Origin of the sequence: Streptomyces lateritius (assembly GCF_014649715.1) — a bacterium.
Taxonomy (GTDB): domain Bacteria; phylum Actinomycetota; class Actinomycetes; order Streptomycetales; family Streptomycetaceae; genus Streptomyces; species Streptomyces lateritius.
Genome location: NZ_BMTO01000026.1, coordinates 1 through 16,799, shown reverse-complemented (window position 1 = coordinate 16,799; position 16,799 = coordinate 1). Strand labels below are relative to the sequence as shown.

The window sequence follows — 16,799 nt, the reverse complement described above, 5'->3', positions numbered from 1 at the left end:
CCCCCGGCCGCCGTGGTGCCTACAGCGCACAAAGCGAGGCCGACTGGAGCCTGTACGTTCCCGTGCACCGGGACCCGGTGACCGGCATCGTCCTGGCGGAGGCCCAGGTAACCTTCCTCCGCCGCCGGTAGCCATCCCTCGGGCTGTGGCTGCAACACCCGAGCCGCGTTGCACCCCTGACCTACGGCGACAGCAACTGAAGCCCGTCCGGTACCGCTTTTGCACCTTGCGGTCCGGCCGCACCAGGTGAACGCCGAGGCGCTCGGTGAGGAAGGCCTCGAACTCCTTCCCGGCGAAGCCCTTGTCCGCGAGGATCACCTGACCTCTGCGGACGAGGGGCGGACCGTGCTGGGATTCTCGTCCTTCAACCTCATGCATGGAATAACGCAGCGTGGGACGCAGGTAGCGGGCATGGCGCCCCACGATGGTTCGGTCGCCGTGATGGGCGCTGTCCAGCTCCAGGTGGAGTCCTGTCCTGCCGTCCTTGGCGGTTCCGCCCCGCATGCGGTTGTGAGATGTGCTGCGAGGAGAACGGATCAGTGCAGCAGCCGCATTCTTTCGGTGAGCCCGTCCCCTTCCTGTCGTTCGGGAAACCGCCTGCGTGGGCCCGAAGGACTCGCGCTCCTCGACAGTTCGATCTTGGTTACTCGAAGCGTGCCAGCCAGTCATGCATGGAGGGCTGGTGAGCATGGGTAGGGCTGCTGCTCCCCGTGCAGGAGACATGGATTATGAACTACGAGGAGACCCGCGGTACCGCTCCCGGGATCACCATGGTGCTGCCGCGGCAGCTTCCCGGTCTGATGGCTCAGGACGTTATGCCGTGGGAGCTGTGCCTGGGTGATGTGATGCCGTTCGACGATGGGGTCGGGCGACCGGTCCTCGACATACGAGCAGTCGGGGGTGGTCAGCGTGACAAATGCCTCATCTTTTCTGGCGTGCCCCCAGTGTTGGTCAGGCGGCGCCTCACGGTCTACCGCTCCTGCAGCGGTCTGCCCTCTCAGCCTGTCCCTGCCAGACGAGCGGCGATCATCTGAACGAGCTGCGAGCTCCCATGGCACGGCACAGCCAGAACGCAGGTTGCAGCGGTGCTGTGGGACTGGCGCGAGCGGCCGCCCAAGACCTCCGCATTTGCCGTCGGCCGGGTTCTCAGAGCGGCTTCGATCCGTGTCGCAGGCGGCGTGTCGGGCCCGTACGACCGTCACCGGTCGTACGGGCCCTCCGCCGTGCGGTGTGATGCCGGCCCTGCGCGGGGTTGTCCGCGCGTCATGCCGTCGAACGCATTGCGCCCCCGCACCGGGGATCACTGGGTACGGGGGCGCCAGGGAGGCGGATCAACGACCAGTCGGCCCGACCTCCCGCCAAGCACGCTAGTGGCCCGGCGGGACTGCGCTGGCGGGCGTGTCCTTCGTTGGAGGGGTTCCGGCACGCGGATGAGTGACGTCCGTGCGACGTGGGTGACGAGCGGGCCAGGACACCGATGCCACCGACCGCCGTGTGCGGGTACTGCTAGTGCACGACGACGGTGAAGGGCATGTCCGCGGGGGTGCCGAAGACCCTGGGCCCCGGCCGGCGGCCGAAGGAGCAGGCCGCTCCCTGGGGTGCAGCATGGGGCATTCGGGGGCGCAGGAGCGGAGCGGATGAACTGGGCACGCTTCCACTATCCCCCAACTGATGGTTTGGCATGAGAAGTTGAAGATAGTCCTGAATATGCCCCTAGCGTGGTTCGTGCCGTGGTCTCCGGGCTGCGGTGCGGTGTCGCTTCCCACGGCATCGGAGCAGTGACAGACAAGGAGCACCGATGGCAGCGGACTTCCAGAATGGCCAGGTTCCCCCCGGTTTCGCGTTCGATGAGAGGGGCGAGCTGATCCACTACAAGTACGGCCTCGTCGTATCCGTCCCGCAGGCCAATCAGGCCGGTTGGGCAGGCGAGGTGTGGCTCAGCTTCGGCGCCGCCTGGGGGGATGCAAAGATCAAGGTGAAGTGGCACAACGGCAGCTGGAGCGCCCCCGTGGACTTGACCGTCACGGATGCAGGTGGCCACGTCAACGCCGGCGCAAAGTTCCCGGCCGGTACGACGAAGGTCGCCATCGGCCGCGTCAAGAAGAACGCGAACGACACTGACGACGACATCCCGGTCGGCTGGCTGCTCCAAGTCGCCGAGGCGGCGTGACCCGGGCACCCCTCCTATAGCAGCTCCCGATGCCCGGTCTGGCCCAACAGGCCGGACCGGGCATCGGCGTGGGGACCGTGGGCTTGCCGACCGTGCTCTGCCTGGCCGACTGCGGCCTGTCTGGGGTACAGCCGTTGGCTTCAGGCGCGCGCGTCCGGCTATTTGCGGTAACGGCAATCGTTTCTGCGGTGAACCTGCGCGTGAGTCCGGCACGGAAGTGCGGGTTGCGGGCGCGGGCTCGGGTTGGGTGGGGCCGGGCCGTACCAGGTGTGCGGATCCCACTCTTTTTTCCGGTCCGAGTGAAGGTGGATTCCTGTGCTGAAGAAGTCGTTCGTAGCCACTGCAGCCGTCCTGCTGGTGTTCGGGGGTGCAGGTGCGGCGCAAGCTGATGATGTGGTGCGTGTGGTGGAGAGCGCAGAGGTCACCATTCCGCCGGCTTCCGGTGGCTACCCGGGTCGAGCGGCGGCGGTGGCCGAGTGTCCGGCAGGGGAGACCCGGACCGGCGGCGGGGCGGTGGTGACCGCGGGCAACTCCTACGCTGACCGTTACCACCTGGGGGCTAGTGCGCCGATCAGCGGGGAACGCTGGTGGGCGTTCGCGACGAACTCCGACCCCAGTAACTCGGGAACCGTGAAGGCGTACGCGATCTGCGCGAAGGTGGTCAAGAACCCCACCCTCGCTCCCGCCCTGACCTGAGGTGTCCGGCCCGGCTCCGGAGGTAAGCCGGAGTGCGTCCGTCCGGAGCCGGTGACCAGTACCGGCTCCTCGTCCTGGCCGTGGCACCGGCCCGTGGCATGACGTGAAAAGGCCGGCCCCCTTGTCGCCGAAACTGGACGTGGGGGTGCAGAATGTTCCGCGGTTCGGGGCCGGGCCGGCTGCGGCTGCTGGCTGAACGCCTGAAGGGGCCGACCGCCGGGTGGTGACCTGTGGGGGCTTTGTGTCGCTTGCTGCCAGGGCCGGTTTGGCCCCGCCCCGCCGGTCCTGGCCGGCGGGGCGGGGACTTCCGCGTGGTGCGGTTGCCGGGGTTCAGCCCAGGAGCGTTCCCACGTTGATGTTCATTCCTTGCAGTTGTGCGAATTGGCCTCCGCCGGGCAGGGCGAGCTGGATGGGGCCGAGGGCGATGCCGGTATCGGCGCTGGCGGGTACGGTGAGTGCGCCGAGGAAGATGACGGTACCCAGGGCGAGCGCAGCAAAACGACGCATGACAGCCTTCCGCATAAGCGACGTGGTCGCTTCGAGGGATTCCCGCAGTGCCGGGGGAACACGCGTGATGTCACCCGTGCGCACCATGCCTGACCAGGAGACGCGTCGTTTCAGCGCGGGGCCCTCCCCTACGGGTGGCTCTGCCCGGCGTCGGCCGGTTGAGTTCGGCGCTCTCCGGGGTGGCCCTCGCCGCGGGCGACAATGACCTGTACCTGGTGTGCCGATCTTTGCTGTAGCCCGGCCGAAGCTCCCGCGAGATTTCCACCTAACATCCCTTTTGTGCCGCATCGGCGCCTTTTCGGAGTTTCTGTCGGCGTTCTTTTGGGAGTGATCGTTCATACGCGGTGGGTGATGCGTAGCGTCCTGCGGTGGTGATGGCCTGTTCGGGAGCCCTCGGGAGAAGGGCGGATTGTTGATGGCTGGTGCTGGGGATGCGACGCCGGAGCAGCGTCTGGAGAAGCTGCGGCGCCTGCTGACGGGCACGCGCAGGGATACCCGCGCGGCGCGGTCGCTGGGCCGTTATGAGAAGGGCAACGTGCTGATCGGGGCGGCGTTGCATGCCGCGGACCGGCTGCGGCAGGGACAGACGCCCACCGATCTGGAGCGGCAGTTGCTTGCGGTGTTGCGGACCGCGATGCCGGACTGGGGCGGGGGCGATCAGTGGGGTCGGTGGGCCGGGCTGGCGGGGCTACCGGTGCACGCGAGCGTGCCGGTTCGCCGGCCCGTCGTGGCCGGCCCACCCCGGAGCCTGACTCGGCAGGGCCCCTCTGGCCCTATCCACGCGCCATGCCCTTCAGCGCCGGGCCGCCGCCCGTGGCCGCATCACCGAAGCGATCATCGGCGCGATCACCGGCACCCTCGCACGCCCCCACCTCCTTATCCTCGGCCGGCACGACCCGACCGGCCGCCTCCGTCCCGTCGGCCGCACGGTCCCGCTGCGCCCCGACGCGGCCCGCGAGCTCGCCGAGTACCTGACCCCCGCCGGCTCCGGCCATCCCTGGACCGGCGTGAAGTTCTCCTCGGCATGGGGCACGCGCGACGTCCTGGACACCACCCTGGTCCGGCCTGGCCTCGTAGCGGAGATCAGCGCCGACACTTCCGTCGACCGGGGCGGCGTCTACCGGCATCCGATCCGTTACGTGCGCCTGCGGCTGGACGCGAGCGTGGAGGACGTGGCCCGTTTCGGCGAGGGCCCGGCTGCGGCTGCAGGATGATGCCGCTCAGCTGCCGTGCTGTTGGTCGCGGTCGGTGGGCTGGAGGTGGAAGACGCGCAGGTCGCGGCCGGAGCGGTCGTTGTACGTCTGGTAGCCGGGGGCGAGGTTGAGGATCTTTTGCCAGATGTCCTCGCGTTCGGGGCCGGTGACGAGGCGAGCGGTGACGGGCATCTGCTTGCCGGCGGCGGTGATGCTGGCGGTGGGGGTTTTGATGAGGTTGGTGGTCCAGGCGGGGTGGTGGGGGGAGCCGAAGTTGGAGCCGACGACCGCGTATCCGCCGTTGTGTTCGGCGTAGAAGAGAGGGGTGGGGCGGGGTTGTCCGGTGCGGGCGCCGGTGGTGGTCAGGAGCAGGGCGGGCACCCCCAGGGTGCGGCCGACGCTGAGGCGGCCGCTGGTTTTGTGCTGGAGGGTGGTGTCGAGGGGGACGAGGCCGGCGCGTACCGCGGCGAGGGCCCAGGGGGCGGAGCCGACTTTCTCCATGAGCTGGGTGAGTGTGCGGGCGGTCTTGCTGGGACCGGGTGTGCGACCGGCGGCACGGCGGGGGCCCGTGGCGGCGAAGTCGCGTCGGGCGGGCCCGCCGAGGGCTGCGAGTTTGCGGACGGCGCCCGGTGCCAAGGCGTAGGCGCGGTAGAGGGCTGGGAGGTAGCCGGGGAAGTCGACGATGGCCCGCTTGTTGAGGATGCCGTCGATGATGGCGTCGGCGACTTGTTCGGGGGTGGATACGGGCAGGAAGTCGGCGAGGCGGGGCATGCGCTGGGAGGGGACGTGGCGGCCGAAGAACTCGGTTCCGCCCACCGTCCCCGGCCGAACCAGCATGGCGTTCACGGGGCTGCCGGCGAGTTCGGCGGACAGGACCTGGGTGTAGGCGTTGATCGCGGCTTTCGCCGCCGCGTACGAGGCCGACGGGCCTTTGACGAAGACGACGCCGGCGGAGGAGCCCATGTTGACGATGGTGCCCCCGCCCGCGGCCCGCATCAGCGGCAGCACGGCCTTGACCCCGACGACCATGGCGTCATAGCCGGTGCGCATCGTCTTCTGCATGTCCTCCACGCTCATGTCCGCGACGTCCCGCCACTGGGTGAACGCGGCGTTGTTGACCAGGATGTCCAGGCGACCGCCGGCCTCGTGGACGTCGGCGATGCACTGCTCATAGGCGGCGCGGTCACTGACGTCGACCTGGTGGAAGGCGACCCGGTCGCCCAGTCCCTCCGCCTCGAGGTCGGCCGCGGCGCTTTCCAGATGTTGTGGCGAGATCCCCGCGACATGTACGTGGGCTCCTTGCCTTGTCAAGGCCCGTGTGATGGCCAGGCCAATGCCCTGCTCCCCGCCGGTCACCAGGCACACACTGCCCTTCGGCGGTGCCGGGGCGGGGGAGTGGTCGTCGATCTTCATGATGCTGCCTTCCGTTTCCTTGTGTTGTGACCCGGCCGGGGTGCGCCGGGCTCCTTCGGGCCGGGCTCAGCTGTGAGCGAGGCGGGGAAGCCGGGCGGAGGGTGGTTCGAGAGGGGTGGTCAGCCGGGCAGGGCCAGCTCGCCCGGCGCCCCGATGGGGCTGATCAGATTTTGCTCTGCCGGGGCGGTACCCAGGCGGTGGGTGAGGTGTCCCAGGGCGAGCAGGGCGAAGATGTCGGCCAGGGCGGGGACGGTGAAGGCGAACGGGCGGGGGCCGATGGAGTCCGGGATGCTCGTGATGGATCCATCCGGTTGCTGCCGGCTGAGCAGGTAGGCGGCTCCGCGGGCGGCGGGGCCGGGCGTGGGGCTGCCCGCAGTGCTGAGGGTGATCAGGGCGTAGGAGGTGCTGAGGGCGTCGCTGGGGGAGCCGGCTTGCTGTCCCCAGCCGCCGTCGGGGTTCTGGCCCTCCGCCACCAGGCGCATTGCCCGCTCCGTGATGTGGGAGGCGGGTGATCGGGGCGGGGCGGGTTGGCGGGAGGCGGCGAGGACCGCGCGGAAGACGGTGTGCAGGCGGCTGCTGCTCCAGTCCGGGGGGAAGGAGCCGTCCGCGTGCTGCTGCGAGGCCAGATGCGCGAGGGCGCTGTCCACTGCGGTGTGTCGGCCTGCTCTTTGGGTGGAGAGGGCGTTGGCGGCGGCTGCGGTCATGCACGCTTCGGACGGGGCGCCGGCGAGGTAGGTGGGGAAGCCGCCGTCCGACCCGCGCAGCGCTTGCAGGGCGCTGATCGCCCGGCTGATGGGCAGGCGGTGGGCGGCCGGGTCGGCGAGGTGGAGGACTTCGACGGCGACCGAGGTGCAGTCGACGTCCGTGAGGCGGGCGCTGTGGGTGTAGGACCAGCCGCCGTCACTGTGCTGGAGGGATAACAGGCGCCGGGCGACGATGTTTACCGCCGGGCCGGCGCCGGCCGCATGGAGGGCGACACCGGCGGTCGCGGTGAGCCAGGTGTCCTCGTCGCAGATGAACGGCATCCCGCCGTCGCAGCGCTGGTGTTCCAGCGCGGTCCGTATCCCCTCGGCGACCACATGCCGCTGGCCGGGGATGAGCGTCAGGGCGTGGAGGACCGACAGGTGGATCAGCAGGTTTCCCTCCCACACCCTCCCCGCCTGCTGCGTGAAAAGCAACAGGCCCAGGTCCTCGCCGGTCAGGCCGGCGGCGCCGCGGTGTGCGTGACCCAGGACGGCCTTGACGGCGGTGACCTGGACGCGTGCCCAACTGTGCAGATGCTGGAGGGTGAACGCCTCGGCCGAGATCGGCCCGGCGGGAAGGGTGACGCCGAGGAGGTGGAGGACGGCGTGGAGCAGCGCCCGTTTGCGGGGGCCGGTGAAGTCGGGTGCCTGGGCGAGGAACTCGTCCAAGTCCAGCAGCTTCGACGCACAGGGGTGGCCGGCCAAGGCGGCCTGGGCCAGCAGCCGGTCGAGCGGCTGCACGGAGTCCCGGTGGCCGGACAGGTAGCCGGCCACACGGCGTCGGGCCGCCGGATGGCTCTGGGTGCGCTCCAACAGGGCCAGGAGCAGGGCGGATTCCAGGACGCGGCTGCGGCAGGGATCGTGCACGGCCCCGTCCGGCCCGATGCGGGCAGTCAGGCAATCCCGCAGCCGAGCCGTGGCCGTGGCCAGGCCGGACGGCAGAGCGCCGCGGTCCCAGGCGGGCAGGACTGGCGTGACCGTACTGATTCTCATGGGGATCCGTTCCCGGGACTCGTGGGGCTAGGACTCGGCGCCCGCCGTGGACGCCGCGCTGCGAAGAACCAGCCGGTCAGGGCGTCGGCATCGGGAAGGGCCCGGCCGGCGCCGTGTCCAGGGCGAAGCGCCCGGTCCTGGCCAACCACTCCAACGTCGCGGACATAAACGTCTCCACCAGGTCCACATACCGGCACAACTCCGAGCCCTGTGCCAACGACCCGCAGGCGCTGCGCAGTTCCGCGGCAGTAGCGCGAAAACCGGCCCGGCGGTCCTCGATCATCGCCATCACCCGGGCCCGGGCCTCGGCCGGCGAACAGGCGCTCTCCCGGGCGATGGCCGCCACCAGGTTGTCCTGACCCGCCACCTCGTCGTCCGCGCCGGAGGCCAGGTCATTGGCCCAGCCCGCCACGTCAGCCACCGCCCACCGCAGCTCCCGCACCCGCACAGCCACCGCCGGTACTTCCACCAAGACGGTGTGACCGGTGCGTTCCAGGACGTTCAGCATCGGCAGAAGCGTGATCGTCCGCCGCCGCAACCGCACATACCGCGCCACCGAAAGCCGGATCCCGGCACGACGCAGCGCCACCTCCTGCACGGTCGCATCCAGGAAGTCGGCGTACTCCGCCGTGAAACGCGTCCGCCAATCATCCGGCATCCCCGCCGCGGTGCGCTCCCACAACCCGGCCAGCACCCCCGCATACACCGACACCCCGCCCGAACCGCTCCCGCCGGCGTCGAGCACGTGTCGCAGAGGCGCAAGAAACTCCTCAACCGCCTTAACGGACAGAGCGAGACCGCCCCGGTCGATGTGGTCGTCCACCCAGCAGATGAACGCCGCCCACTGCGCCGTCAGCGCCACATCCTCCGCAGATCCCTGCGGCAACGCCCCGCCGGCCAGCACCTCCAGCCGCATCGCAGCCAGACGACGCTCCCCCCGGGCATCGCTCACCAAACCCACCCGGCGCGCCCATTGCGGCACCGGCTCGGGCGCCAGGACACCAAAGCCTGAAGAGGTGTCAGTCATCCTTTGATCTTGTCAGGCCGCAGTCAAAGCGGAAACGGCGTGAAAGCGCCAGCTCAACCGGCACAAGCGCGCCAGCGCACGCCCATCCTCGTCCACGCGCCCGGCGAGCCGGGTCTCCTCGGCGGTCGCGGTCGCGGCCGTGAAGTCGGAGCCGGTGACCGTGACGACGGTGGCACCGGTGGTCGGCCCGGAGTTGGGGCTGACGGCGGTGACCGTGGGGGCGGGCGTCACGTCGACCAGGGACACCACGACCAGCTTGGCTGTGACGGCCGGGGCAGTGCGGTGTCCGGTCTGCGGTCGCCCCTTCGCTGCGGGCCGGTGCGGGGCCTGGCAGCCGCCGTGGCTGACCGCCTGCGTGGTGCGGGCGACGTCCTGCCGGTAACTCTTCGCCCGCGGGGACGTTGATGGGCTGATACGGCAGTTGCCCGCGGACTCTTGCGACCGTCGTATCCGCGACTGCGGGGGCTGGTCGGTGGGCGCCGGCTGCCCGGTCCGCCTGGGGAACGGTGTCGGCCGCGGTGGTGGGGCGGGCTCGGGCAGGCGGGAGAGGGGCAGCGCTGGCCCGGTGCCCGGCCGTGCGGGGCGCGGTTCGGTGGGTTGCTTGTGGGATGCCGGCACCTCGGAGGAGGAGGCTCGCGGGCCCCGGTGGGGGCGGGGTGGACATTGTCAGCAGTTCGGGCGGCGAGAGGCGGTGAGTCGTCTGTGGTCCGAGGAGGTCCGGGTGGCCGGCCGCACTTCCCGCGGCATGAGGCAGCTGCGGCCCCGGCATGACGGCGCCTACTTCTTTTCAGCTCCCCGGCGTGCCCGGCGGCTTGTGACCTGTGTGGAGAAGGACACCACGGACGATGTGCGACGCGTGATGTCCCTTCTCCCAGCGCCGGGGCGGCCCAGGGTTTTGGGCCGTCCTGGATAGTGCCTCAGCCGAGGCGGAAGTGCTGGTTGGTGCCTTCTACGCAGTCGTACTGGATCAGCGCGGTGTCGTTGTCGTTGCTCGCGCTGGTGACGGTCAGGCATTTGCCGCTGTGCCGGGCCTCGATGGAGAAGTACCCGTTGTCCTTCTGGACGAGCCGCCATTGCTGGTTGGTGTTGTTCCCGCAGCCGTACTGGATGACCTGGGCGTAGTCCTGGACGCTCGCGTCCTTGACGGTCATGCACCTGCCGCTGTTCATGGCGCTGATGCTGTAGTAGCCGGCGCTGGTGGCCACCAGCTTCCACTGCTGGTTGGACTGGCCGCCGGGCACGCAGTCGAACTGGATCACAGCAGCGTCGTTGGCGGTGCTCGAGGACTGGATCGTCACGCACTTCTGACTGTGGCGGGCCACCAGCTCGGCGGTGAACGTCGCTGCGGACGCGGTGGGCGCCTGCGCCCAGGCGAACAGGCCGGCAGAGACGACGGCAGTCGCGGTCACGGCCAGGCGGGGGAACTTCACGGTGCCTCCAGAGAACGGCATGAACTGACAGTCACCATTGATAGCTGGAGCGACTACAGTCGGTAAGTGGTCGTTCACATAGACCACTTAAAGGGGTGAAGTACCCCGCGCGAGGGGTTAGCGGGCGTATCCCGCTGGCCCCATGAGCAGGATCGATCCTTCTAGGTCTGTCCGCCCAAGACGCCGGGACCGGCTCCCTCCTCAGATCGCGCGTAGCCGGCTATGGCCCCAGCCCCGTCCGATCCGGGACATGAGAGGAACAGGCGCAGGGGCCAGCGGCGCATGGCTGTCACCGTGCCGCACACGGGCCCCCAAGCGGACCAGACGGCCCCGCTGCGCCCGCGGAGTGTTTAGGCACCCGCTGGGCGGTGCCCGAGCCGAGCCGAACGACGCGAGGCTGTGGGCGTCCCTGCGGTCGAGTGTCGCTGAGCTGCACGGCGCCGGGCCGGTCGCTCCGGCTGATGCCCGGCGCGGCCCTTCGGGCGCGTCGCCAGGCGCCGGGACGAGGTGCGGGTGATCGACCGTTCCTACGGCCGGGAGGGGTGGCGATTGCGGCTTGCGTCGCTCCGCGCGGCGACCCAGGGCGGGAACGCACACCTGCGGCCCCGCCAAGACCCTGTGCACGGGCTGGTGTGCTCTCTCCGGCGGCGCGTGGCTGGGTGTATCAGGGCGGGCAGCCAGGCGGCTAGGTCGAGGCCCGCCATCATCCCGCCCCCGCATCAGCAGTTGCGCCCGTTTCACCCGCTGCCGCGTGGGGAGGATGTGGCTGCAGTCGGGCACGGACCACGTTCCCGACTCTAAGGAACAAGGGGCAGGCATGGCTCAGGGCACTGTGAAGTGGTTCAACGGGGAGAAGGGATTCGGGTTCATCTCCCCGGACGAGGGCGGTGCGGACGTCTTCGTGCACTTCAGCGCGATCCAGGGATCCGGTTTCCGAAACCTGGAGGAGAACCAGCGGGTCGAGTTCGAGATCACCCAGGGGCAGCGCGGTCCCCAGGCCGACAAAGTCCGGGCTCTTTGACCCTGCAGGCGACCAGCCTGGCGGCCACCACCCGCCGGCGGGGACCGCTGCGCGCCGACAGCGTCCAGCTGCTCATCAGGGGCCAGTCGACGCCCAGCACGTCCGCATCTAGGCTTTCCCGATGAACGAGTCCGACGCGCCCGACCCTGGTGAAGCCCAGTCCGCACCTGGCCCGTTGCTGCTCACCTTTCTGGTGGCTCTGCCCTTCCCGTGCGCGCTGCCGCACGGGGCAGTGATCACCAAGACGCTGCCAGGCGCAGTCGACGGGCTCGAAGCTGCAGAGATGGTTGTCTCGCAAGACGGCCCTGCAGTGTCTCCCGTCGCGCAGGGCAGGCCGTTCGTATCGCTGAAGTTCCGTCAGCTCAAGGAACGACAGAATGCCGGGCCTATGCACCTGAAAGCGCTGACCCAGGTCTGTGCTGAGATCACAGGTAAGCCGCTGCCGGAGGAGGACTTTGTCGACGGGACGGTCGAGGCATACCGCACCGTAGTGGAGATGGTCACCATCCAGAGCGCCGACCGTTTGGAACCACAGGAGGAAGCCCTCCACGAGGCGTTCATCCGCTGCTTCGAGGTGCTGACCGACGTCTCCTCCATGGCCAAGCTGGTCCTGCCTCACAGCCACCCGGTGGCCGCTCCGGAACAGATAGCGGTAGCTCTCTGGCTCGCCAGGTCCCTGACCGGCAGCTATGCCGACGGCTGGATGGGCGTGATGCCTCTGACGCCCCCGCCCGGCCCGCTCGGGTCGGTCCTCGACGATGACGAGATGACCCGTCTCAACGCGCATCTCCACCGCTTCTGGGACGGATCACCCATGGAGCTGGCGATGGAACGCTCCACCGAAGCTCGCCGCGCTTTCCGCCGTGAAGGCGACTACCGCAACGCTGTCGTCCAGGCCGCCATGTTCGCCGAGATCGTCCTCACCAGCACCCTGGCCCTGATGCTCTGGGAAGAACAACTGGACACTCCGTCCGTCGACGAGGCCGCGGCCGTGTTCGACTTCTCCCGGGGCGGCGGTCTGGCCACCCGCGTGAAGACCGAGTACGCACCCCGGCTCGGCGGGACATGGGACAGCACACGCCCAGGCCCCATCCACGACTGGGCACACGCCGTGGCCGCACTGCGCAATCGGGTCGTCCACCGCGGCTACCGCCCGACACACCAGGAAACCGAAACGGCTCTCGCAGCGGCAGACGCGCTTCTCGTGTTCATCAAGACCCGTCTCGCCCAGCGCGTGGCACGCTACCCGCGCACCGCCCTCCTGACCCTGGGCGAACCCGGCCTTCGCAGGATCGGTGGATGGTCGCGGGCCAACGCCTACTTGCAGAATCCCCAGCAGGTACCGGACCTGTGGTTCGCCGAGTTCACTGCGTGGCGCGAAGCAGTCGACAGACGCCTCAGCTGACGTCACGCAGCCGCAGGAACCGCAGGGGAGAGACCGTACCTACGCCCACTGCATGCCGAGTTCCCGTAGTGCGGCGAGCTGTTCGGCGGTGAGTTTGTGGCGTCGGGTTTTGGTGTTGGAGATCCATACGCCCAGCTTCACGGCCACCGGCTCGTCCTGGCCGTCGACCGCGATCGCCTCGGCGTGCCCCCTCGGCACCTGCCGGTGGGCGCCTTCCCGTTCGACCCACTGCGTGAGGGCCGCCAGGCCTCGTTGGAATGCCTGCTGTGCCTTGCTCGGGCCCTCCGCCGTACGAGCGGTGGCTGGGGTGGGTGCCGGGGCTTGGTCGGGTTGTACGCCCAGCTTCGACAGCCGTTCCTGCTGCCCGGGGAGAAGCTGCGTGCGATGTGTCGGCTTCATGGCAGTGAGTGCACGGCAGTGACGGCTGGTCAGGAGCGGCATGTTCTCGCAGTTCTCTGGCCTATGGCGAGGGTCGGTCGCTGACACGAGGCGGTGCTTTGTGTTCTGGTGGCTGACATGACGCGGTACATCCCCAGGCGGCTCACTGGCATGTAGGCGGCACATCGCAGGCCACAGCATCGGATCCCGTCCCTCCACAAGAGGCCCGGGGTCCGGTCGCGGCGTAAGACGGCGGTCAGGGGCTGTCCGGGGCGGCCTGGGGGATCGTCACCGGCTTCGCCCATTCCATGCCCAGCGCCGCGAGCGCGGCGAGCTGATCGGCGTCAAGCTTGTCGCGGCGGGTTTTGGTGTTGGAGATCCATACGCCCAGCTTCACGACGACCGGTTCTGTTTCGCCGTCGACTGCGATCGGCTCACCGTGTCCGCGGGGTACCGGCCGGTCTGCGCCTTCGCGTTCCACCCACTGCGTGAGGGTGGTCAGTCCTCGTTGGAATGCCGCTGCTGCTTTCCCCGACGCCTTTCCGGCACCTTTGGCTGCCGGGGCGGGGATGGGCCTCTCAACGGGCGTCACGCCCAGCTTGGACAGCCGCCGCTGCTGTTCGGTGGACAGCTGCTTCCAGGTGCCTGGCTTGCGCTGCTGTTGGAGCCATCGTCCGATGTCGTCGCCTTCGAACAGCACCCCGGGTGCGATGTCGGGCAGCATTCCGCCGGCCTCGTCGGTGGCGAGGTCGGCGAGGTGGCGGTAGTGGCGTTGCCAGTTGAGTGGCCAGGGGCAGTTCCAGTCGGGGTCGATCGCGGTCAGTTGCTGCGCGCGCATGGCGGCCCGCTTCGGGTCTTTGCCGAGGCCGTGTTTGCGGCGGAGGTTGGCCATGTGTTGCCCGATGGGTACCAGGCCCTCGGTCTCGCTTTCGCCCCACATGGCGTCCTGCCGCGGTGCGAGGTGTCCGGTGGCCCGATGGTAGGACCGCAGCGCGGCGAGTTTGTTCTCCCATGCTTCTTCGCCGGGTTCCCAGACCATGCCGGCTTCTGGTGCGTCGAGCAGGGTCTTGCGCCGTTCCTCGAGCTCTCCGGCCCGCAGCGCCTTCCTCTGCTGGTGCACCCAGCGGCCAAGGGGGAAGTCCTTGGTGACGCCGACCTCGACTTCGACGTCGTAGGGGATGGCGTAGAGGCCGGTGATCTCGTTCTCCCTGCGCCAGCGGAGCAGGGCTTGGTAGCCCTCCAGCCACACCAGCGACTCGGGCCGGTAGACCCGGGTACGGAGGAACGCGGCGATGGTCGCCGCATCACGTGGGCTGGAGAAGTGCAGCAGGGCGGCTTCGGTGGCGGCCTGCGTGTCATCGTCCTCCTGGCCGTCGCCCGCGCCGCCGGCCCCGACGATCCGCCCGTCCTCATCCCGCCGGACGTGGACCTTGCGCTTGCCGCTGGTGAGCGCCCGGGAGGCGAGCTGCTCGACCAGGCGTTCGTCATGCGAGCGCAGGCCCTGGAGCACGGCCACGAGCGGCTTGAAGCTCGCGGAGGCGACCATGTCGGTCGGGTCCTCGTTCGGCTCCAGGAACACCGGCACGATGATCCGCGCGACCTTGGTGGAGCCGTCGCGGTTGAGCCTCAGCGCCCGGCCGATGTTCTGGACGATCTCCACCTGGGAGCCGCGGGTGTCGGCGAAACAGACGGCCTCGACTCCCCTCTCGCCGGTGATGTCGACGCCTTCCCCGAGCACGCGAACGCTGGCGAGGAAGGCGCGGTGGACCCGGCGTCCGGCCGCGTCGATGCCGTTGGCGAACTGGCGCAGCACCTCCCGGCGCTCGGACACAAGGTGGTCGCCGCACAGCCACGCCGACCAGACCCGGTCGGGCGGGACGTGGCGGCCGGCCTCCAGCTCGTAGAACTCCGCGTCGATCGACGACGCGGGCAGCTTGTCCGCGGCCGCCAGGTCCTCGTCCGAGGCGTCGTTCACGTACAGCTCGGCGGCCGTCTCGGGGAGTTTCTCCGCGAACGCGGCGGCTTCCTCGACCTTCTGGTGGAACGTCATGACCGTACGCAGGTTGTACGCCGCTGCGTGCTCCAGGAGCGCGGTCTGCAGCAGGGCCAGGCGCCGTCCCCGCCGGGCCTCCTCCGACTCTCCGAGAACCGGCGACGGGTCGCGGATTTCCAGCACGTCGATCTCGAACCCGGCAAGGATTTCGCGCTCGATCGCCTCGCTCAGACCGAGCTCCGCGAGCCACGCGCCGTACGTGCCCTCCGGGTCATCGGCCATGGTCGCGAGCTCCGCCTCCTGGCCGTCCGCGCCTCTTCGCGGCTGGGGCGCGGCGAGGATGCGTGGGGTGGCGGTGAGGTAGAGCCGGTAATCGGCGGGGATCCGCTGGTTGTCGTGGATGGCGGCCCAGGGCCGGCCGAGGTCGCCTGCGGTGCCGTGGGCTTCGTCGACGATGGCGAGGTCGAAGCCTGCCATCTGCTGCCCGTAGAGCCGCTCTCCGCCGGCCAGGGCGGCTTCCAGGGGCCCGCGGACGCGCCTCTGGCCCATCGGGTCGTCCAGGTCCTCGCGGTCGACGAGGGAGGCGTAGGTGGCGAACACGACCACCGGCCCCGTCCCGGCCCACAGCGCCAGCTGGATCGGGTTGGTGGTGGTGCGCACGCCGAGCTCGTCGAGTACAGGGTCGTTCTCGAGCGAGCACACCGCGACCATCGGGGCCCGGTGACCCACCAGACGCCACGCCTCGGCCGTCTGCACCAGCAGGTCCAGGGTCGGCACCATCACCAGGATCCGACCGTTTCGGAAGCACTCGAGCGCGCAGGAGGCCGCGGTGATCGTCTTACCCGATCCGGTCGCGGACACGATCGTGCCCCGCGCCCCCTCCGGGGGGACAGGTGATCTTGCGGGAAATCCAGCCCACCTACGGAAACTCGCCTTCTGGTCCACCTGATGTTCCCTGAGCTGAACCCCGAACATTTCCTGCCTTCCCTTTATCGATAAGGTCGCTGAATTCCAGGCCAACGGGGACGGCTGGCTGGAGGGCACGCCGAGAATCCAGATGCGCAGACTGCGTTGTGTACCGGCCCTCGGCTCCTGCCCGCAGCCGCTGGAGCCCGGGCCCCAGAGAGCGGCCTCTCTGCGACAGGACAAGGTCTCCTCCACAGGACAGCCCCCAGGCGAGGGGCACTTCACACCCGGCCGTATGCTCACCGCCATGATTCACCCCGTCTCAGGGCCCCCTACATGGAGGCACCCGGTCTCCGCCCTAGCGCTCGCCTCGCTGATCGGGCTGTGCTGGTACGCCACGCGGCCGGTGTATGCGGACTGCGTGTATTTCGGTAACTATTCCATCCAGGAAGCTGTCGAATCCGGACAATGCGACCCTCCTCAGATGCGTTGGAGGACATGGGCAGGATGACAAGATGACCCGCAGGGTGCACGTGCTTCTGCCAACACTACATGCTGCATCAACCTGATGCAGACCACACCAGACCCCGCGCCAAGAACCCTGCCTAAAACTCACCCCGACCAAGCACCCCGGCCCACACCACCAGCTCGGCCCAGCGTCAGCCGGCCCTCAGACGCAACCGGAGCCCGAGCCGACACCCCCCAGGCACGGCGGGAAAACCCGCGTCAGCGCCCCCCCGGGCGCAGCAGGAGGACCCCGCACCCGCGAGGGACCGTGGACGCCCAGACGGCAGGCGGGGCAAGCAGACCAGTCCCCGCGCGATAGACGGCGCACATCGGGGTACACGGGCCGGCATGGCACCGAAGACTGAACACCTCATGTCCCTGCGGGCCGTACGGCAGCTGCGCCGTGTCCGCGCCTTC

Annotated in this window: 12 protein-coding genes and 2 pseudogenes; 5 read left to right on the top strand and 9 right to left on the bottom strand. The window is 69.4% G+C overall.

The genetic code is table 11. The features are described 5' to 3' along the window. Positions 1-216 precede the first annotated feature (216 nt). Positions 217-336: pseudogene (locus IE136_RS34035) on the bottom strand (IS982 family transposase); the annotation flags it as partial. A gap of 1,462 nt (positions 337-1,798) precedes the next feature. On the opposite strand from IE136_RS34035, the gene IE136_RS34030 reads away from it, so the two are divergent. Next, positions 1,799-2,170: a hypothetical protein gene (locus tag IE136_RS34030; protein ID WP_189602422.1), complete on the top strand. Its 372-nt coding sequence runs from the start codon at positions 1,799-1,801 to the stop codon at positions 2,168-2,170. Positions 2,171-2,485: 315 nt separating this feature from the next. Then, on the top strand, positions 2,486-2,866 hold the full coding sequence (locus tag IE136_RS34025; protein ID WP_189602421.1) for a hypothetical protein: 381 nt from the start codon (positions 2,486-2,488) through the stop codon (positions 2,864-2,866). Between the two features lie 330 nt (positions 2,867-3,196). On the opposite strand, the gene IE136_RS34020 is transcribed toward IE136_RS34025, so the two are convergent. Next, entirely contained in the window at positions 3,197-3,460 is a 264-nt protein-coding gene (locus tag IE136_RS34020) for a hypothetical protein (RefSeq protein ID WP_189602420.1), read from the bottom strand. A gap of 920 nt (positions 3,461-4,380) precedes the next feature. Here IE136_RS34020 and IE136_RS34015 point away from each other — a divergent pair. After that, complete coding sequence (locus IE136_RS34015) at positions 4,381-4,587, top strand: hypothetical protein (protein WP_189602419.1); 207 nt, start codon at positions 4,381-4,383, stop codon at positions 4,585-4,587. Between the two features lie 6 nt (positions 4,588-4,593). Here the strand turns inward: IE136_RS34015 and IE136_RS34010 are convergent, their stop codons facing one another. The 5 genes from IE136_RS34010 to IE136_RS33990 all read right to left on the bottom strand — a co-directional run bounded on the left by IE136_RS34010 (position 4,594) and on the right by IE136_RS33990 (position 10,193). Then, positions 4,594-5,979, bottom strand: coding sequence for an SDR family NAD(P)-dependent oxidoreductase (locus tag IE136_RS34010; RefSeq protein WP_189602418.1), 1,386 nt, complete (start codon positions 5,977-5,979; stop codon positions 4,594-4,596). A 119-nt stretch (positions 5,980-6,098) separates the two neighbouring features. Then, positions 6,099-7,715, bottom strand: a complete 1,617-nt coding sequence (locus tag IE136_RS34005) for a prenyltransferase/squalene oxidase repeat-containing protein (protein ID WP_189602417.1) — start codon at positions 7,713-7,715, stop codon at positions 6,099-6,101. Positions 7,716-7,791: 76 nt separating this feature from the next. Next, on the bottom strand, positions 7,792-8,742 hold the full coding sequence (locus IE136_RS34000) for a terpene synthase family protein (RefSeq protein ID WP_189602416.1): 951 nt from the start codon (positions 8,740-8,742) through the stop codon (positions 7,792-7,794). A 12-nt stretch (positions 8,743-8,754) separates the two neighbouring features. Further along, entirely contained in the window at positions 8,755-8,988 is a 234-nt protein-coding gene (locus IE136_RS33995) for an IPT/TIG domain-containing protein (protein WP_189602415.1), read from the bottom strand. Positions 8,989-9,659: 671 nt separating this feature from the next. Then, positions 9,660-10,193, bottom strand: coding sequence for an RICIN domain-containing protein (locus tag IE136_RS33990; protein WP_229819457.1), 534 nt, complete (start codon positions 10,191-10,193; stop codon positions 9,660-9,662). Positions 10,194-10,989: 796 nt separating this feature from the next. On the opposite strand from IE136_RS33990, the gene IE136_RS33985 reads away from it, so the two are divergent. Next, the gene (locus tag IE136_RS33985; RefSeq protein ID WP_189602413.1) at positions 10,990-11,193 is read left to right on the top strand and encodes a cold-shock protein; all 204 of its coding nucleotides are present in this window, start codon (positions 10,990-10,992) and stop codon (positions 11,191-11,193) included. Between the two features lie 121 nt (positions 11,194-11,314). Further along, positions 11,315-12,598, top strand: a complete 1,284-nt coding sequence (locus tag IE136_RS33980) for a hypothetical protein (RefSeq protein ID WP_189602412.1) — start codon at positions 11,315-11,317, stop codon at positions 12,596-12,598. A gap of 39 nt (positions 12,599-12,637) precedes the next feature. On the opposite strand, the pseudogene IE136_RS36255 reads toward IE136_RS33980, so the two are convergent. After that, positions 12,638-12,976 (bottom strand): annotated as a pseudogene (locus IE136_RS36255) (helicase associated domain-containing protein); the annotation flags it as partial. Between the two features lie 256 nt (positions 12,977-13,232). Beyond that, entirely contained in the window at positions 13,233-15,944 is a 2,712-nt protein-coding gene (locus IE136_RS33970) for a DEAD/DEAH box helicase (protein ID WP_189602410.1), read from the bottom strand. Positions 15,945-16,799: the final 855 nt, after the last annotated feature.